This is a genomic window from Parasutterella secunda, assembly GCF_016901835.1.
Classification (GTDB): Bacteria; Pseudomonadota; Gammaproteobacteria; order Burkholderiales; family Burkholderiaceae_F; genus Aphodousia; species Aphodousia faecavium.
In genome coordinates this window covers 249,503-265,853 of the sequence record NZ_JACJKX010000001.1, presented here as the reverse complement: position 1 = coordinate 265,853, position 16,351 = coordinate 249,503, and the positions used below count along the sequence as shown (strand labels likewise).

The following is a 16,351-nucleotide window of genomic DNA, read 5'->3' as shown; positions in this document are numbered from 1 at the left end:
TATGCTGTGAGATAAATCATGACTACATCTATGACCAATGAAGTTGCCTTTGAAGCGTTGTTAGAAGATATCAAGCGAGCCTCTAATGATGTTCAGAGGGACGCTGGGACCCGCTTTGAAACTTTGATTAAAGACTGGCTAACTCAGGAAGAGACCTATCGTGATCTCTTTGCCAAAGTTGAAACATTCAAGGAATGGGCAGTCTCTCATCCAGATTTGAGTAATAACGGTAAAGACATTGGTATTGATTTAGTCGCAACATTAGCTGAAAACCCGCAATGTTTCGCAGCGATTCAATGCAAGTTCTATGAAAAAGATGCAATTGTTCCAAAGAGTGGAGTTGATTCTTTTATAGCAGCATCAAATCGTGGTCACTTTGTACAGCGTTATATCATCGCAACAAATGAAAGATGGTCTGAAAATGCACTTGCAGAGATGCAACGCGTCACCCCACCAATAACACTGATTACTCGTTCTCTATTGGCATCTTCACAGATTGATTGGGCGACCTATCTTAAAACCGGGCAAGTTGTTCAGCAAAAGAAGCGTACTCCAAGAAAGTACCAGGATGAGGCTATTCAGAATGTTCTCACTGGTTTCCAAGACCATAATCGAGGGAAACTTATTATGGCCTGTGGCACCGGCAAAACCTTCACCTCAATGAAAATCGCCGAAAGGATGGAAGGGAATAATGGTTTTGTGATGTTCCTTGTACCTTCACTAGCCCTCCTTTCACAAACTTTGACCGATTGGAAACGCCAGTGTTCTGTACCAATCCACGCTTTTGCCGTCTGTTCTGACACTACGACAGGGAAACCGGATCTGGCCAACATTGACGAACTGACGTCAGCTAGTGATCTCTGTTATCCAGCTACAACGAAGGCTGACAAACTTGCCGAAGAAATCAAGAGGGCTCGAACAGAACCTGGTATGACAGTCATTTTCTCGACCTACCAATCAATTGAGGTTGTGAGCGAAGCCCAACACAAATTTGGCATGGACGAAATTGGGTTGATTATTTGTGACGAGGCACACCGTACGGCTGGCGGTCATTACCAAGATGAAAGCGACGCCCCCTTCCAAAGGATCCATTCTGACGAATTCATTAAAGGCCGAAAACGTCTTTATATGACAGCCACTCCACGAATTTATGGTGAAGTTGTAAAGGAGCAAAAGGAAAAAGGTGAAGTCATACTCTATTCCATGGACGACGAAGAAATTTATGGCCCTACGTTCCACACTATTACCTTTTCACAAGCTGTAGGTCTTGGGAGTCTTGTGGATTACAAAGTGATTGTCCTTTCTGTGGAAGAAGATATTTTGCAAAGCCGCGCGATGAGTGACTATGAACTCGTACAAAATGGAGGACTTTCTGTAAAAAATGCTGCTAAGGTAGTGGGTTGTTGGCGAGCTTTGTCCAAAATTGACCTACAGGGCGAGGTTTCTATGTCAGACGACCGACAACCTATGCGTCGTGCAGTTGGCTTTGCTCAGATTATTGAACCTAACATGAAGTATCTAGATCGTACTTCTTCGAAGCGTTTTACCGATAATTTTGAAATCACTATAGAAGAGTTTAAAGACCAGCAATACAAGAAACTTTCCGAGAACAATAAATCTCTCAGCAGAGAAGCTTATGATCTTCAGTATCCGATAAAGTGTCAAACGCGTCACATTGACGGATCAATGAATTCAACTGAAAAGGATGCTTTACTTAATTGGCTGAGGGAAGATCCTGAAGATAACGTTTGCAAAATTCTTTTCAATGTTCGGTGCTTATCTGAAGGCGTTGATGTACCGGCGCTGGATGCCGTACTTTTCCTCTCTCCAAGGAAATCACAAGTAGAGGTTGTACAAACTGTTGGGAGAGTAATGCGTGTCTCCCCACAAACAGGGAAAAAACGAGGCTATGTCATTATTCCGATTGTGACCCCCGCGGGTTTAGATCCGAGTGTAGCGCTCAACAATAATGCAGATTTCGATGTTGTATGGCAGGTTTTAAATGCTTTGAAGTCTATTGATACAGAGTTTGGCGCGATTGTTGACGGTCAACGAAATGTCATTGATAGCTCAAAAATTGAAGTTGTCTGCATCACCAATAAGAAAATAAACCGAAAAACAAAAACTAAAGATCCTAAAAAAATCTCTCCCAAATCGAGGAAAAAAGCCCAAACACTTCCAGAACAGGGAGTACTTGACTTCAATCACGATGAAATTCTTGAACAAGAAATTCGTGCCCGTATTGTGAAACGAGTTGGGAATCGTCGTGAATGGGGCGATTGGGCCGAGGATGTTGGAAAGATCTGTCAAATGCAGATCAAGCACATCAATGATGTGCTCAGTGATCCAACAAAAACAAAATCACGAGCTGCATTTGAGTCGTTTAAGAAAGAACTCAAAGCAACACTAAATGGCAATCTGACCGATGATGAAGTTATTGAAATGCTTGGTCAGCATGTCGTAACCCAACCTATTTTAGATGCTCTGTTCACCGTCAAAAACGGTGATGAGATCATCTATGAGTTCTCTAAACAAAATCCTATTGCAACTGCAATGACTGCCATGATGAATTCCTTGGATAAGGAAAGCATGAAATCGGCCACCAAATCGCTAGAGGATTTTTATCGATCCGTCCGTAATCGAACAAGAACAATCAAAACTGCAGCGGACCGCCAACTGCTTATCAAAGAACTTTTTGAAAAATTCTTTAAAGCGGCCTTCCCTAAACAACAAGAGAAACTTGGAATTGTTTATACACCCATTGAAATAGTTGATTTCATTAATCGATCAGTTGCTGACCTGTTGAAAAAAGAGTTCAATTGCAATGTTGGAGACAAAGGTATCCATGTATTAGATCCTTTCTCTGGTACTGGCACATTCATAGCTCGTCTGATGCAAAGTGGCTTGATTCCAAAAGAGCAGCTTCCATATAAATTTGACCATGAACTTCATGCAAATGAAATTGTCCCGCTTGCCTATTATGTAGCATCAATGAATATTGAAGGCGTATTCCACGAGCTCTGTCCGAATGAAGTGTACCGCCCGAACAGAGTGATGATTTGGACGGACACCTTCGCCAACAATCGTCAAAGTAATATTTTCAGTACAACGCTTGGTGAAAATAACGCTCGATTGGCGGAACTAAACCGCCAAGATATTCGCGTCATCGTAGGGAATCCACCGTACTCGGTTGGTCAGGAATCCCAAAATGACGACAACCAAAACGAGCATTACGACGAACTCGATGCTCGACTGACAGAAACCTACGTGGCTCGTACCGATTCTACCCTCAAAGGAAAACTCTACGATTCGTACATTCGTGCCTACCGCTGGGCCTCTGACCGCATCGTTAGAAAAGGAATTATCGGCTTTGTGACCAACGCCGGTTGGCTGGAAACCAGCAGTGCAGACGGCATGCGTAAATGCATGACAGAGGAATTTAATTCCATTTATGTCTACCACTTAAAAGGAAACCAAAGGACATCTGGGGAACGCTCTAGAAAGGAAGGCGGAAAGGTTTTTGGAGAAGGTAGTCGGGCACCGGTAGCAATCGTTTTCCTTGTTAAAAATCCTGACTCCTCAGAACATGGAAAGATTTATTTCCATACGGTGGATGACTATTTAACCCGAGAGGAAAAACTTGATGTCCTCAAGAAGGATCGTTCAATCAGCTATACCCCAATGAACGTCATTGTTCCGGACGATCATGGCGATTGGTTTAATCAACGAGATGATTCCTACTCTCGTTTCATGCGTTTGGACGGTAAGAAAACAAATGAAAAAGCCATCTTCAAGAATTTTTCATTAGGTGTGTTTACTTCGAGAGATCCTTGGGCATATGCGTCTAATCCCGAGCAACTTTTTGAACAAATGCAAAAATCTATTAATTTCTACAATAAGCAAGTAGAACAAGCTGCCGTTATGAATGATAATTTCAAACCGAATTTAAATCCTATAGAGATGAAGTGGGATCGCCCTCAAAAACGGAATGTAACTAAAGGAAAAAAGGCAGAGCCAGCCAGTCGAAACAAAATTTATAAGAGTTTGTATAGACCTTTTTACCCTCAATTTCTGTACTTTGATCGTTTTTGGAATAATTGCGTATATCAAATGCCGTCTATTTTTCCGATGAGCTCAACCAAAAACTTAGGAATTTGTTCGTCTGGGGTAGACAAAAAAGACAATCTCATAATTTGTATCAATCAGAACTCAAAAGATGCGGGGCAAATTGCCTTAATGACTAACCATATTGCTGATCTCCACTTTAATGGAGATACACAATGCTTCCCTCGTTGGTTACCAGGTGAACAAACTGAAAAGAAAGACGCCTTGGATTTTGGCGAGCCTGACGAAATGCCAAGTGGGTTCACCAAGGAGGCGTTGCCTCATTTCCAAGAGGCTTATCCCGGGAAAGCTCTGACTGAGGATGACCTCTTCTATTACATCTACGGCATTTTGCATTCTGAAGACTATAGAACCCGCTACGCCAACAATCTCATGAAGGAGTTACCCCGTATTCCACGTGTAGCCACCTATGAACAATTCATCGCATTTGCCGAAGCCGGACGAAAGTTAGCAGAGCTTCACGTGAATTTTGAGAATGTCCAGCCTTACGCCGGAGTCAAGATTGAATACACCAAGGAAGGAGCGCCGTCTTACCGCGTCACTCAGATGAAGTGGGCCAAGATCAAAGGCAAGACCGGCAACGCTGCTAAGGATAAAAGCACCCTGATATATAACGATTGGATCACGGTGAAGAATGTTCCGCTGGAAGCTCAAGAATACGTTGTAAATAAGAAGTCGGCTCTCGACTGGGTGGTTGAGCGAGCTTGTGTCAGCATCGACAAAGCTTCCGGTATCGTCAACGACTTTAACGACTACGCAGCCGAACAAGGCAATGAACGGTACCCAATGGAACTATTCCTAAAAGTGATTACGGTGAGTCTGGAAACTATGAAAATCGTTCGCTCTTTACCACCACTGGAGATTCACAAACTTGACATGATGGAGTGAAGCCTAAAATTTCACGCAAGACTGTCATCAATAGAATTTTTAGCTTTTAAGCCGAATTTTCTGCTAATTCGTTGATGACAGTCTGTGTCATTAGACATTAAATTTATGACATTAACCCTGGCATTGGCAGGGATTCTTTTAACCTTTCTTGGATTTTTTCGTTTATCTTAAAAAGTGAGTATCCTCGAACATTAGAAATTCTTTGATCTGCCTCGCTGAAGCCTAAATTTTCAATAATTCTTACAAAAACCACATATGGCATACCTTTCTCTTTATACGCAGTCACGGGAGAGTTATCCTTTAAATCAATGAGCGCAGCCATTAGTTCCGGTCCTCTAACGATTGGATTCGACGGTGAACCGTAGATATAAAGCCCTTTTATTCCATATTTCCGTTCATCTGCCCTTGATCTACGTTGATCTGGAATCTTTACTCTTTCCTCAAATTCATAGCCTGAGTAAATTTTGTAGCGATTATCCTGATAGGTTTCGGGAAATGAGGTCAGTGCTCGGGTCAGAACATTTTTAGTCATAAGCAATATCTTGAATTCAACGGCCGAATCCGGCGCTTCTCTTGATTTTTTTTGAGCTAAATTTAGCAAAGTGTCAAAATCATTTGAAGTTTTACCCATACGTTGATTTTCTTGATCTACAAGGGATGACAAAATAAAAATTGCCTCCCAAGTATCCAAAGTTCGCCAACTTAAAACGTTAACATCAACAGTCTGACTTTTATATTGTTGAGAATACTCCCTTGCCACTTTAGCCCCATAACTTCTTAGTTTACGAGCATACTCATCCCTGTTAATGGATGGGGCATGTTTCTTTCTTTGGCGACTTTCGCTGGTCCAGATGATAATGCAACGAGTTAATGTTGCACTAGCCAGATTGAGGCTTGGGCTATCTAGTCCTGATAGCATTTTGAGCGCAAAGGTTCGGTGAGACAAAACTTCGTTAGGACTATTTTGGTCACAACGAGAAATGACACCATCTGGATCAATTCCAGAATTTAAAAACTGTCCCAATTCTTTTGAACTATCCACTTTAGTCATATCAACTTCATCTATGAAGATAGTTCTTGGAGCCTGATCAGTTAATCTCCATAAAGAAGCCGGGCTTGATCCGGCCCCCATATAGGGGTTAAAAGATAAATTAGCACAGGTTTTTAAAATAGCGGATTTGCCGGAACCGGGCATCTTTGAAAGCAAAAGGATATATGGCGCTCTTTCAATGTCTTCATAGAACCATGTTGCTAAACACCAGTAACTGATAACCAGAAGATCTTCCTCCGGTAATTCGCAGTGTTCACTTATGTAACCTTTAAAATAAATTATTAAGTCTGAAATGAAAATATCCTCGGAGCTAGGAGCAATATCCTCAGGCTCATTCATGAGTGTCTTAGGCTTTAATCTTCTCGAAAATTGTTTTATGGCAGAAAGAAGGACTTGTTCACTTTTTTGAAATTTTTCAGTCCAAGCATTTTTCTTAAGAAAGCGCACTAGCCCTTTATCTGGGAGCTTTCCTGTCAAAGCCGAAACTAATTCATTTTCAAAATTTTCTTTTTCAGATCGTTCTTCAACTGATATACTGCTCTCGGGAGCTTTCGTTTGAGTCCCATCGGTGCAGTGAACTTTCGCAGGGTTCTGCACCGTTTCTTTTGTCTCTGTCATAAGCGCCCCTCCATTTCTTCGATTAGTTTGCTCGAATCTGAGTGAGCCTCCTCGATCCAATTTGCAACCTCGACAGAATTCCAAGCGTTACGTCTCGCAGAAAGTTTTTTGGGTTTAGGAAATTTGCCTGCATTGATTAGCTGTCTGAGATATTGATACGAAAAATTCGTCAGGTGCATGATCTGAAGCGTTGACAAAAGATGTGGCTCTGTGGTCCACCCTTCAGGTAGCCAAACATTTTTTGCTCTGGCTCTTCTTTTAGCGTATTCCGACAATTGAGTCATTTTTTCTCCTTTAGAGTTGGTCAGATTTTTCTTTTCATCATATACGTAGAATCGTCTCAGATAAAGAGCCTAAAAAATGCCCAATTTAAGCTAGAGGAAACAGATATTAACGCTTTTAACACTTCGTACTGTTACTGCATTTTTGACGCCAAGATCTTTTCTAACACAATAGTCTTTTGTAGCGTCATAAACTTTTTAAACGATTTTTACTATTTCTCTAACAGCAAATTCGATCAGATTCTTTATTATTTAAAATCAATTAGTTAGAAAACATTTTCTAAAAATTTACTCACGTTTTTTTGCAAAAAGAGTGAAGTATCTACTAGTTACCTTTGTGAAATAGAATGCTTCAACCGCTCCAAAACACCAAAATGGCTCTTAAATCAACCAAGACGATCTTTGTTGATATAAGTCAAACAATAATGATTTAATTTAATCAACCAACAAGAATTCCTACGTCTATGGCAGAAGTTAAAATACTGAGTCAGCATTCCTGAAAAGCTTTTCGAGCTCTCTAATCTCCAATCGCAGTAATGAATTGTTAGTCTGTTCTTCAATTAGCTTTGTTTTTATTTCTCTGATTTCCTGTTCTAACTTGAATTTTTCTTTCTGCATATCATCATATGCAAGAGCTTTAGCACGGCTAACTTGTATGATTTGAAGAGAATAGTCCCATAAACGTTTCAGACACCGCTCTGCATATGCCTTTTTTCCTTCTAATAAGCCTGGTTCTGGGTATTCTATAACCGGAGGTTCAAGACTTTCGCCTGCAAGAACCTTTATTCTTTTTTCAAGCTTTTCTGATTTAACTTTCAAACGCTCAAAATTTTCTTCTTCCTGAGTCTTATGCTTCTGCCCTTTAACTCCTCGTTCCAATCCATATTTCGAACTGACATTTCGAAAGAAACTTTCTTGCAAAACTCTCAACGCGTTTAATTCCGTAAAAGCTTTGGCATTTAGCTTACCTTCTTTTTCAGGGACTGCCAGTACGTGCATAACGTGACCTGTGTCAGAAATGAAGGCTGCGATGATATTGTTTTGACCATGAAGAGTATCCAAAAAAGATAAGGATTCGCTTAGATACGCTTTGATTTGTTCCTCTCCTAATTTTTCAGCACTCTCTTGAGATAAGGTAACTAAATAATGTAAAGCATAAGGGGCATCAGCCCTGATTTTCCTTAGCTGCTGCCCCTGAAATTCTCTGACTCTTTTGATTATTTCTTCACGTACATTCGCACACTCTCGAAGTACACACCCTTTCTGAACACTAGAATCCCAAAATATTCTCAAACCGTTTAGGTTGGGTCTTTTAACTTTTTTACAACGAATAATTCCAAATCCCATGCTTAGTTCATAAGACTTAATAATAAATTTGAGACTGAATTAGAGGTAAATTCTCCACTTTTCATCGGTGACTTGCGTTTTGTAGATCAAACCCACCAGTCGGCATACACCAGTAAGAGCTTTTATCAATTTACGTTTATTGTTTAAAGGCTGCGTTAACAAGTAATAATCAATATGATCTAAAACCGATTCCGACAGAAAATATCTTATGTCTTTGTACGTTCCCGGTGTTAATTCAGCCTCTTTTTCAATAATCTTTGATAAATACAACTCAAGGTCACATAGATTCATAGAAAGCACAAAATCACAAGCCAACACCCTGAGATATTCCCTAAACGAATCAGAGGGTAAACCTTCACCGTCTGAACCTCTTCCCCAAACTGAATTTGGCCACTGTATTCCCTTGAGCATCAAAAAATTTAACCAATCTAATCCGTACTCTAAGCCCATAAACTTATTGACCATCTCCCAATGAGGAAATGCCTTTAGTTCTACAACTTTTGAGAAAAGTTCTTCGTTATATTCATCGTTATCAATTATGTAATAACGGGCACCTAGGATATTGTTGAGTGAATTAGAGTCAGCTAAAAAATCCAATAGCACTCTGCAATGATTGGCAACAAAGTACTCTCCTTCATGCTTCGGCACATGGTGGTTCTTCTCTATTCCATAGTCTCCAAAAATAGAATTTTCACTTTCCTGTAAATTTAATTCATCCCATCGAACCGAAATTCGGTCTGAATGACCAAAATAATGAAAATCTGAAATGAGACCAGAGGTTTTTAACGATGATTTGAGATGAAGCGCTTGATAACCACTTATGTATTTCATAATGAACTCCTATAAAACAAGATCATCTTATAAGAGTCCCAACAATTTGATTTTTATGAATTTATCCTAAATGCGAGTATTTAGATCAATATTGATCAACATACGTCATTGTTGATCAACAAATAGAAAGTGTAAAAAAAAGTAACGCCACAATTATCTGTAGCGTAAACGCACAGAACTTTTTCAACCCTTCATATTTCTTTATACATTGATACATTTTTCGGCATCAAAATCCTCTCCCTCACCGTAGCCAACGTAGCCGAGCTGATTAGACAACAAACGAGTGTTTCCAATAATCTGTTCAATAGATACATGGGAGTGACCGTAAATCCAAAAATTAATAGGACTATCAGCGATCCAATTCCCTAGTTCAGTCACAAATCCAGAATTTAATGCAGAGTCTTTAAAAACTTCCCCTAAAACCGCATAACTAGGTAAATGATGAGTCACCACGACTATTTGTTCAGCTGAGGACGATGTCACTGCTTTTTGAATAAAACGAAGACATTCTTGATGTATCCGTTGATAATCATCAACTGTCATAGATGAGTTGCCTATGGATATGGCTCTAAAATCCAACAACCCCTTAGCAACAGCAAATGCATACTCAGGTTTAATTTCGGACCAAAGTGTTGAACAAATTATGTCAACATTACTTAGACGCACGACCGTGTTATTGCAGCAAAAAACATTGGGCCGAATTTCTCTTTTAAACGCCTTCGTTAACTCCTCTCTAGAACCCCAGCACCCATAATAGTCATGATTCCCCGGCACCATGACAGTGAGATCGTAATTCTCCGAACACCAGTCCCAAAAATTTGAGTAATGATCCAATTTAAAGAGGTTCGCAATATCTCCAGCCAATATCAGGCAATCACCTTCGGGTTTAATTCCGTTGTTAAATACGAATCGTCTATTAAGTTGAAACTCTAAGTGAAGATCTGAGGCATATTGAATGATCATTACGTCTTTATCTCCTTGTTACTACCATCCTCAATACGCAGACCTAACCTCTTTTGCAAACAAGCGTAATTGCCAAGTAACTTCTTCGTTTCTCTTTCAGGTACTTTCCATATTTTTGCCAAAAACTCGATGTAAGAACCATCATTTACAAGCAAGACATCTGACAAAATATTTTTAATTTGATCATTAAGTAGGTCAAAATCTTTCAAACTTAGCACTAACAAATCCTGAAAAGCCGTTAGATCCCCATGACACTGAAATGCGGATGCTTTTTTTTATGATCAAACGATCTAGAGAAAGAGCTTCTGAAAAAACACTCTCAGGGCTCGTTCGAGGATTTGGATATTCAATCTCTTTAGAATCCAAAAAACGAAGCCAACGCATGGTGTATTCACGACCCATGAAACGATTGATCTCCGGCCACAAGGCACTATCCTTCAGAAGAATCACTTTCGCAAAAATCTCTTCATCCAAAGAGTCATTGCAAATAAAGTCTTTTCTCATTCCCTGGGCATACCCGAATTGACCTTCAGAGATCATATCCAACAAGGCGCGAATGTGGTTGGCGACTTTATGTGTTCCAGGATGTCCTGGGACAACTGTACAATTTTCAATCCCATATTCGCTAAAAATACTCTCTGAAGACTCACGAATAGTTGGTCTTTCCCATTGAATGGCGTAACGATGCCAGTCTCCACCAGTTGGAAGACTGCAAGGCAAGTTCAACGCATGGATACCAGAGATATAACGCATTTTTAAATTGACGATTTTTTTCTTTCAAGCACAGAATAAATCGAGGTTGATGGCTTTATAGAATCTTCGTCACTATCAAAGATTATCTGGCCATTATCATCTACGACAATCATTCGGTCAGACAGCCCACTATTCATTACTACATCTGCGTTAGTTGGCAGAACCGCAACAACCAAGTCGTGATGTTCTTTCGAAGTGAAGCGTTCCTGTCCCTCTCCTGCATCTTGAGCAATTTTATAGCGGGCCAAACAACGCTCCCAACTGACCGCTTTCGGACATGTTTGATATAAACCTCCGTTCTATACCCTGCTTCTTTAAGTTTGTTCATAGTTTTAATCGGTATCTCATAGGTCCGGAAGGTTCCCTCAATGATTAAGTTGTATCGTCCCTTAATTGCCCTTAGAAGAATCTTTTCTGCCAAATGACCTGCAAACCGTCCCGTTTGTTTTGCGCTGTCTTTTTGATAGCAGTCTTGAATTGATTCATAAGAATGGTGCCAAGACCGAAATTCATCAGCATTGATGACGATGAAATTAGAATCGCTTTGCAATACGAATTGAGTCAAGACACTTTTCCCAGCTCCAGGTTGTCCACCAAGAACAATACCTGTAGGTTTTGCAACTGGTTCAGTATTAGATGAAAGGAAAAGCCAAAGAGCATCCAAAACATCGGAGACATTGTTTTCAGGCTTTATCTTCGTAATGTTTTTAAGCTTTTCAAAGTCAGAGTGTATCTCTTCCAAACAAATTTGCTCTGGCCGGCTTCGGTACAACTGATCTCTCAGTTGAGTACAACTCAAGAATTCCGGCAAAGAGGTAAAAGAATCCGGATGTATTTTGACTATTTGAGATGCCACTGCCGATACCTCTTCGATCAAAACATCTTTTTGCATCAGGCTACAAACGGTCATCTTTTTCATTTACCTCACTTTCCAAAGCGTAAAGATCAAAGTCCGACTGATAATTTCTAAGTTGTTCTTGTCTGAATATTTGATACTCCTCAATAGCAAATGCTTCAGCGACCGCTCGGCTAACTCTTCCTTCTGAGTCATTTAATATTTCTTCCTCATTGAATTGGAGAAAGGCATCTAATCGCTTAATCCAATCCTGCATTGTCATCGCAATATGTTTCTCGGCTTGATTCTCTGCATAATCTAAATACATTCCGACAATACGGTTCAGTTTGCTCATCTCCGCTTCGTTTAAATAATTCTTTGCAACCATAACATCAGACTGATAGATTCGTCCCTTAGGAGCATGTTTCCACGTTGTCAGTCCCATATTGGGTTTCTCATGATCCGCTCGAGAATAAATAATTTCAGCGGCAGTTTGTCTGGAAGTCGCCCAGTGCAACTTATTCTGAACCGTAGCGAAGAATTGCCGTGTTAAATCTGAATTTTTATCGTAATCAACAGAACACTGTGCGTAAATATCGGTAATTTTTTGGTAAAACCGGCGTTCGCTAGCACGGATGTCCCGAATCCTCTCCAACATTTCGTCAAAATAATCTTTCCCAAGGTAATAATCTGGATTTTTTAGACGTTCATCATCTAAGACAAATCCTTTGATTATGTACTCTCTCAAAACGCTAGTAGCCCATTGCCGAAAGGCGGTTGCACGTTTGCTGTTAACTCTGTAGCCGACAGCGATAATAGCGTCAAGGTTGTAGTGCTTCGTTTTATACGACTTGCCATCGGTAGCAGTTGTAAAGAAATCCTTTACAACTGATTCTTCGAGCAGCTCTCCATCGTCAAAAATTCGTTTCAAATGAGTTGAAACATTTTGTTTGGTTGTTGCAAAAAGATCCGCAATAAACTTTTGAGTCAGCCAAAGAGTCTCATACTGGAAAAGGGCATGAACTTGAATCTTGTCATTCTCATCGCGGTAAATGACAACATTGCCTTGATTGTTTTCTTTAATGACAGGAACTTTCTTCATCGCTATTTCCTAATAGTCTTGGCACGCTTTCTTATCACTTAACGGCCTTTTCTCCAACAGTGTTTGTCAAATCTTTGTGAACAAATTAAATGAAATAATGATCCAAATAATTATCTCGGCTATGCGAAATTATTTGAGTACTCAAAACGTCAGGGATATCCGTAAGTTGATCGTAAACTTCCTTCGGTATTTGAGTGTATTTATCAATCTCAATAAAGGACTTTGTAATCGTTATAAGCGAAGGATCAGGCAAGGCCAATTCATTCACAAAATGTTCCGCATTTCCAAAACTGGCAAAGCGTCCTAAAGCTACATGCGTTCCATTGTTGTGAATAGAGACTGTGAAAACAGCTACTTTAACCATGAAATAGGAGGTTCGATCGGTAAACAAATTGTAAGATATACAAATGTTAGGGTTCGAGAACAAAGTAACTGCCGCGGTGTACTCACGACAAACACTATCGTCAAGCATCTCATCTTGTATTTTTTTCAAATTCGCTTGCGCAACTGTTTTAAGCCTTTCATAAAATTCTTCGTACTTCATAAGAAAATCCTCACAAAGCTTCTCGACGCTGAAGATAGGTACTCTCTCGATGTCGATATAAAACTGTTGTTCGAACAATTTCAATATTTTCCGGAATGGAATCTATTAACTCCTGCGGTACAAGTTCCTCCTCGAGTTCCTCATACTCATACGAAATAACAGCTAAAGATGGATCCGATAACGAAAGGCTATCAACGAATTCTTCTGCTTTTTCAAGCGTTGAAAAAAATTTGTAAGAATTTAACCGCTTAGCCCCTCGTTTCAACCTAACAGTAAATAAGCGCACATATAGTCTGACGCTACCATCTTTAAAATAACCCAGGTTATGTATGGCACAAATCCTTGGGTAATTGAAAATAGTCACGGCGCACAAGTGATCCCGAGGATTGTCATCATCAATAGGAAACTCTTTTTCCAAGCGTAACGATTCTTCAATACCTAAGTCCCAAAACTTCTTTAACTTAGTATCCATTTTTCACCTCATTTCTGATGAATAACCTATTCAGTCGTTCTTGATCAAGTGGAAGAGAAATTTTCTCGGCACTTATCCTCACAACACCATCAGACCCTTCATTTATCACTCCCGTCACTTCCAACCAAACACCTTTTTGAATCATAAAGGCTGAAGACAAAAACATATCGGTAAAAACTAACTCATATTTTTTATCCGGCGCTTTCACAAAAAACTCCCCTCGCTTTTCATATTGAGGCTGAATTACTGCAACCGAGAAAAATTTAGTTTGGCTCAAGTGCTTAGGTTTGAAAGGCTTGATCTCTCCAACTACCTCTAGGCGGAAATTTGCTACTTTCTCCGACATCTTCATTACCTCTTCCATTTAGAACACTCAAATAAAAGTTAACACTCTCTACTTCAATTTAAGATTTTTAATTGTTTTGTATTTTTGATCCTTTTCAAAAATTGTGTAGATATACTGCACTTTTTCAAGTAAAAAAATTGATTTTTGCAATTTCACAAGAATTTAGATTCCTTAAAAATCAGTAAGTTACAAATCGTCAAAAATGATGTTGAGCATACAATGCGAATAAATCCAGGAATGTAATGGTACATTACACATCCTGCTTATTTTCTCGATGATCCTAATCACCCATGATCCTCTCCCTTAGCTTTTGTATTTTTATAAAAAAATCCAAAATACATGTGACAACCAATGACAGTAAATGACAAAAGTTGTCATCTCTAATACCCTTATTTTTATTGGATTTTTATGAGATATCTTTATTCAATGACAATAAAGAAAAACAGTAGTCACCCCAACGCTCCAACATTTCACGCCTTCTTTCTATTTGAGGATCTCTCAAATAATGCCCTCTGACTCCTTTGATCCGGTGATGAAGTTGAATTTCCACCAAATCCGAATTAAAACCTTCTTTTTCTGCCCAATCTGTCAGTGTTGAACGAAAGCCGTGTGTCGTAATCATTTTCCCTGTGAAACGATCTCTAAAGCCTTCCAGTCCCAGAGCCTTTTGTTTTTCATCAACACGCCTGAGTATCCCCTTTAAGCTACTGGCCTTCATTGGTCTGTTTATTCGATTTACTCTTCCGAACTGCGTCGATGGAAATAGAAAGCTATCACCTTCTATGGCTTGATTCCCCATTAACGAATAAATAAGTTCTTTTTGTTTTTTAAGAATAAAGACGGCTTGTTTAGACAACGGAATATCCATAGCTCCATTTTGGCTTTCTTTCAAATACTGAGCAGGAATATGCCAAATAGCTTGTTTTAGGTCGACTTCTTTCCAGTGAGCGAACCAGTCTTCACCCTCCCCGCAAACTTGGGAGTCTGGCTCCAGCAGACAACCAACCCGTACACCGGTGAGAATCACAAAAAGCAAGGCATATGCACCTGATTTAAACACTTCATGAGGATTGAATTCATAAATGAGTTTTACCAGTTCCGGTATATCTTCTACTTTACAAGCAGGATGTTTTTGAGGAGCACAAATACTTCTGGGTAAAACTTCGTGCACCATTTCCCAATTGATCGGCGCTGCTTCGATACTGAGCCGATTTGTTCTGATTGCCCAACGCTTAATATCAGAAAATAACGCCTGAACTTTTGAACGAGTTGAATCACTATTTCTGATCTGAGAAAGCACCCTAATTGCCACTTCAGTTGTCAATTGAGAAGGGAAGAGTTCTCCAATTTCATCCCGGAGATATTTTTTGTATCGAGCCTGTAAAGCCATGAGTTCTCTGTCAGGATTTTTATTAGTTTTTGACTTTTGTAACCTTTCCTCCCTTTCTTCAAAATAGTGCACTATCAAGGAATCAATCTTTACGCCTTCAACGATCTTTTTTTTCTTTTCCGCTTGAAGATGGCGAGGGCTAATCGTTTCGTATGGATCACCTCGATCAATTTTGAGGTTGTAGTCATTGAAAATACTTCTGGCTTGAGACAATGAGCATTTCGGATAGCGACGCATAAAATGAAAGCGTTGCTTATCTCTCATTCGTGTAAATTCCCACACCCCTTCGGTTTCCGTGTTCTTAACCAGATAAAGTCCTGGTACTCCGGCTACCTTGATCTTTTCTTTGGATTTTCCTGTTTTTAAAAAACTCTTGACCTGAGTATCTTTCTCAATGCATTGCATAAAACACCTTTTTTTGTAAAGTTGCCCATTTGGCGGGCCTTCCAGAGGGGTTTTACACAAAAATTATTTTTAGGAGCAAATTTTCAAAATTGTGTAAATCGTTGTGTAAATTTTTGAGGTTTACAAACGACGATATCTGTTGATATCTATTGACATCCGTTGACATGTATTTCGCTCAATGCCTTGAAAATAGGGCGTTGTATCGAAACAACAAATAAAAAAATCGGATGTCTTTTGAACACCCGATTCATGAAACTGGTGGCGAGTCAGGGACTCGAACCCCGGACACAAGGATTATGATTCCTCTGCTCTAACCGACTGAGCTAACCCGCCAGAGAAGTGGAATCATACAGACATGCCCTTGCAAATGCAACCCTTTGAATAAAAATTTTTTAGATTT

Annotated in this window: 13 protein-coding genes, 1 tRNA gene and 1 pseudogene; 1 reads left to right on the top strand and 14 read right to left on the bottom strand. The window is 39.6% G+C overall.

Features of this window, described 5'->3' with window-relative positions; genetic code table 11:
• The first annotated feature begins 18 nt into the window (after positions 1–18).
• Positions 19–5,013 (top strand): type ISP restriction/modification enzyme, encoded by a 4,995-nt coding sequence (locus H5985_RS01275; RefSeq protein WP_205049499.1) that lies wholly within the window; start codon positions 19–21, stop codon positions 5,011–5,013.
• Between the two features lie 103 nt (positions 5,014–5,116).
• On the opposite strand, the gene H5985_RS01270 is transcribed toward H5985_RS01275, so the two are convergent.
• The 14 genes and pseudogenes from H5985_RS01270 to H5985_RS01205 all read right to left on the bottom strand — a co-directional run bounded on the left by H5985_RS01270 (position 5,117) and on the right by H5985_RS01205 (position 16,284).
• Positions 5,117–6,682: a hypothetical protein gene (locus H5985_RS01270; protein ID WP_205049498.1), complete on the bottom strand. Its 1,566-nt coding sequence runs from the start codon at positions 6,680–6,682 to the stop codon at positions 5,117–5,119.
• Positions 6,679–6,966 (bottom strand): helix-turn-helix transcriptional regulator, encoded by a 288-nt coding sequence (locus tag H5985_RS01265; RefSeq protein ID WP_205049497.1) that lies wholly within the window; start codon positions 6,964–6,966, stop codon positions 6,679–6,681. The genes H5985_RS01270 and H5985_RS01265 overlap by 4 nt, the downstream gene beginning before the upstream one ends.
• A 471-nt stretch (positions 6,967–7,437) precedes the next feature.
• On the bottom strand, positions 7,438–8,310 hold the full coding sequence (locus H5985_RS01260; RefSeq protein ID WP_205049496.1) for a plasmid recombination protein: 873 nt from the start codon (positions 8,308–8,310) through the stop codon (positions 7,438–7,440).
• A 39-nt stretch (positions 8,311–8,349) separates the two neighbouring features.
• Positions 8,350–9,141: a hypothetical protein gene (locus tag H5985_RS01255; RefSeq protein WP_205049495.1), complete on the bottom strand. Its 792-nt coding sequence runs from the start codon at positions 9,139–9,141 to the stop codon at positions 8,350–8,352.
• A gap of 201 nt (positions 9,142–9,342) precedes the next feature.
• Complete coding sequence (locus H5985_RS01250) at positions 9,343–10,104, bottom strand: metallophosphoesterase (protein WP_205049494.1); 762 nt, start codon at positions 10,102–10,104, stop codon at positions 9,343–9,345.
• Positions 10,104–10,313, bottom strand: a complete 210-nt coding sequence (locus tag H5985_RS01245; RefSeq protein ID WP_205049493.1) for a hypothetical protein — start codon at positions 10,311–10,313, stop codon at positions 10,104–10,106. The genes H5985_RS01250 and H5985_RS01245 overlap by 1 nt, the downstream gene beginning before the upstream one ends.
• Positions 10,300–10,857, bottom strand: a complete 558-nt coding sequence (locus H5985_RS01240) for a hypothetical protein (RefSeq protein WP_205049492.1) — start codon at positions 10,855–10,857, stop codon at positions 10,300–10,302. Before H5985_RS01240 ends, H5985_RS01245 begins: the two co-directional genes overlap by 14 nt.
• A 2-nt stretch (positions 10,858–10,859) precedes the next feature.
• Positions 10,860–11,749, bottom strand: a pseudogene (locus H5985_RS01235) (zeta toxin family protein).
• A gap of 4 nt (positions 11,750–11,753) precedes the next feature.
• Positions 11,754–12,794, bottom strand: a complete 1,041-nt coding sequence (locus H5985_RS01230) for a virulence RhuM family protein (protein ID WP_205049490.1) — start codon at positions 12,792–12,794, stop codon at positions 11,754–11,756.
• Positions 12,795–12,879: 85 nt separating this feature from the next.
• Positions 12,880–13,338, bottom strand: coding sequence for a hypothetical protein (locus H5985_RS01225; protein ID WP_205049489.1), 459 nt, complete (start codon positions 13,336–13,338; stop codon positions 12,880–12,882).
• Between the two features lie 10 nt (positions 13,339–13,348).
• Positions 13,349–13,810 carry a hypothetical protein gene (locus H5985_RS01220; protein ID WP_205049488.1) on the bottom strand — a complete coding sequence of 154 codons (462 nt, stop codon included), beginning with the start codon at positions 13,808–13,810 and terminating at the stop codon, positions 13,349–13,351.
• Positions 13,800–14,174: a hypothetical protein gene (locus tag H5985_RS01215; protein WP_205049487.1), complete on the bottom strand. Its 375-nt coding sequence runs from the start codon at positions 14,172–14,174 to the stop codon at positions 13,800–13,802. Before H5985_RS01215 ends, H5985_RS01220 begins: the two co-directional genes overlap by 11 nt.
• Before the next feature lie 388 nt (positions 14,175–14,562).
• Positions 14,563–15,951, bottom strand: coding sequence for a tyrosine-type recombinase/integrase (locus H5985_RS01210; protein ID WP_205049486.1), 1,389 nt, complete (start codon positions 15,949–15,951; stop codon positions 14,563–14,565).
• 256 nt (positions 15,952–16,207) lie between these two features.
• A tRNA-Met gene (locus tag H5985_RS01205) sits at positions 16,208–16,284 on the bottom strand.
• Positions 16,285–16,351 lie beyond the last annotated feature (67 nt).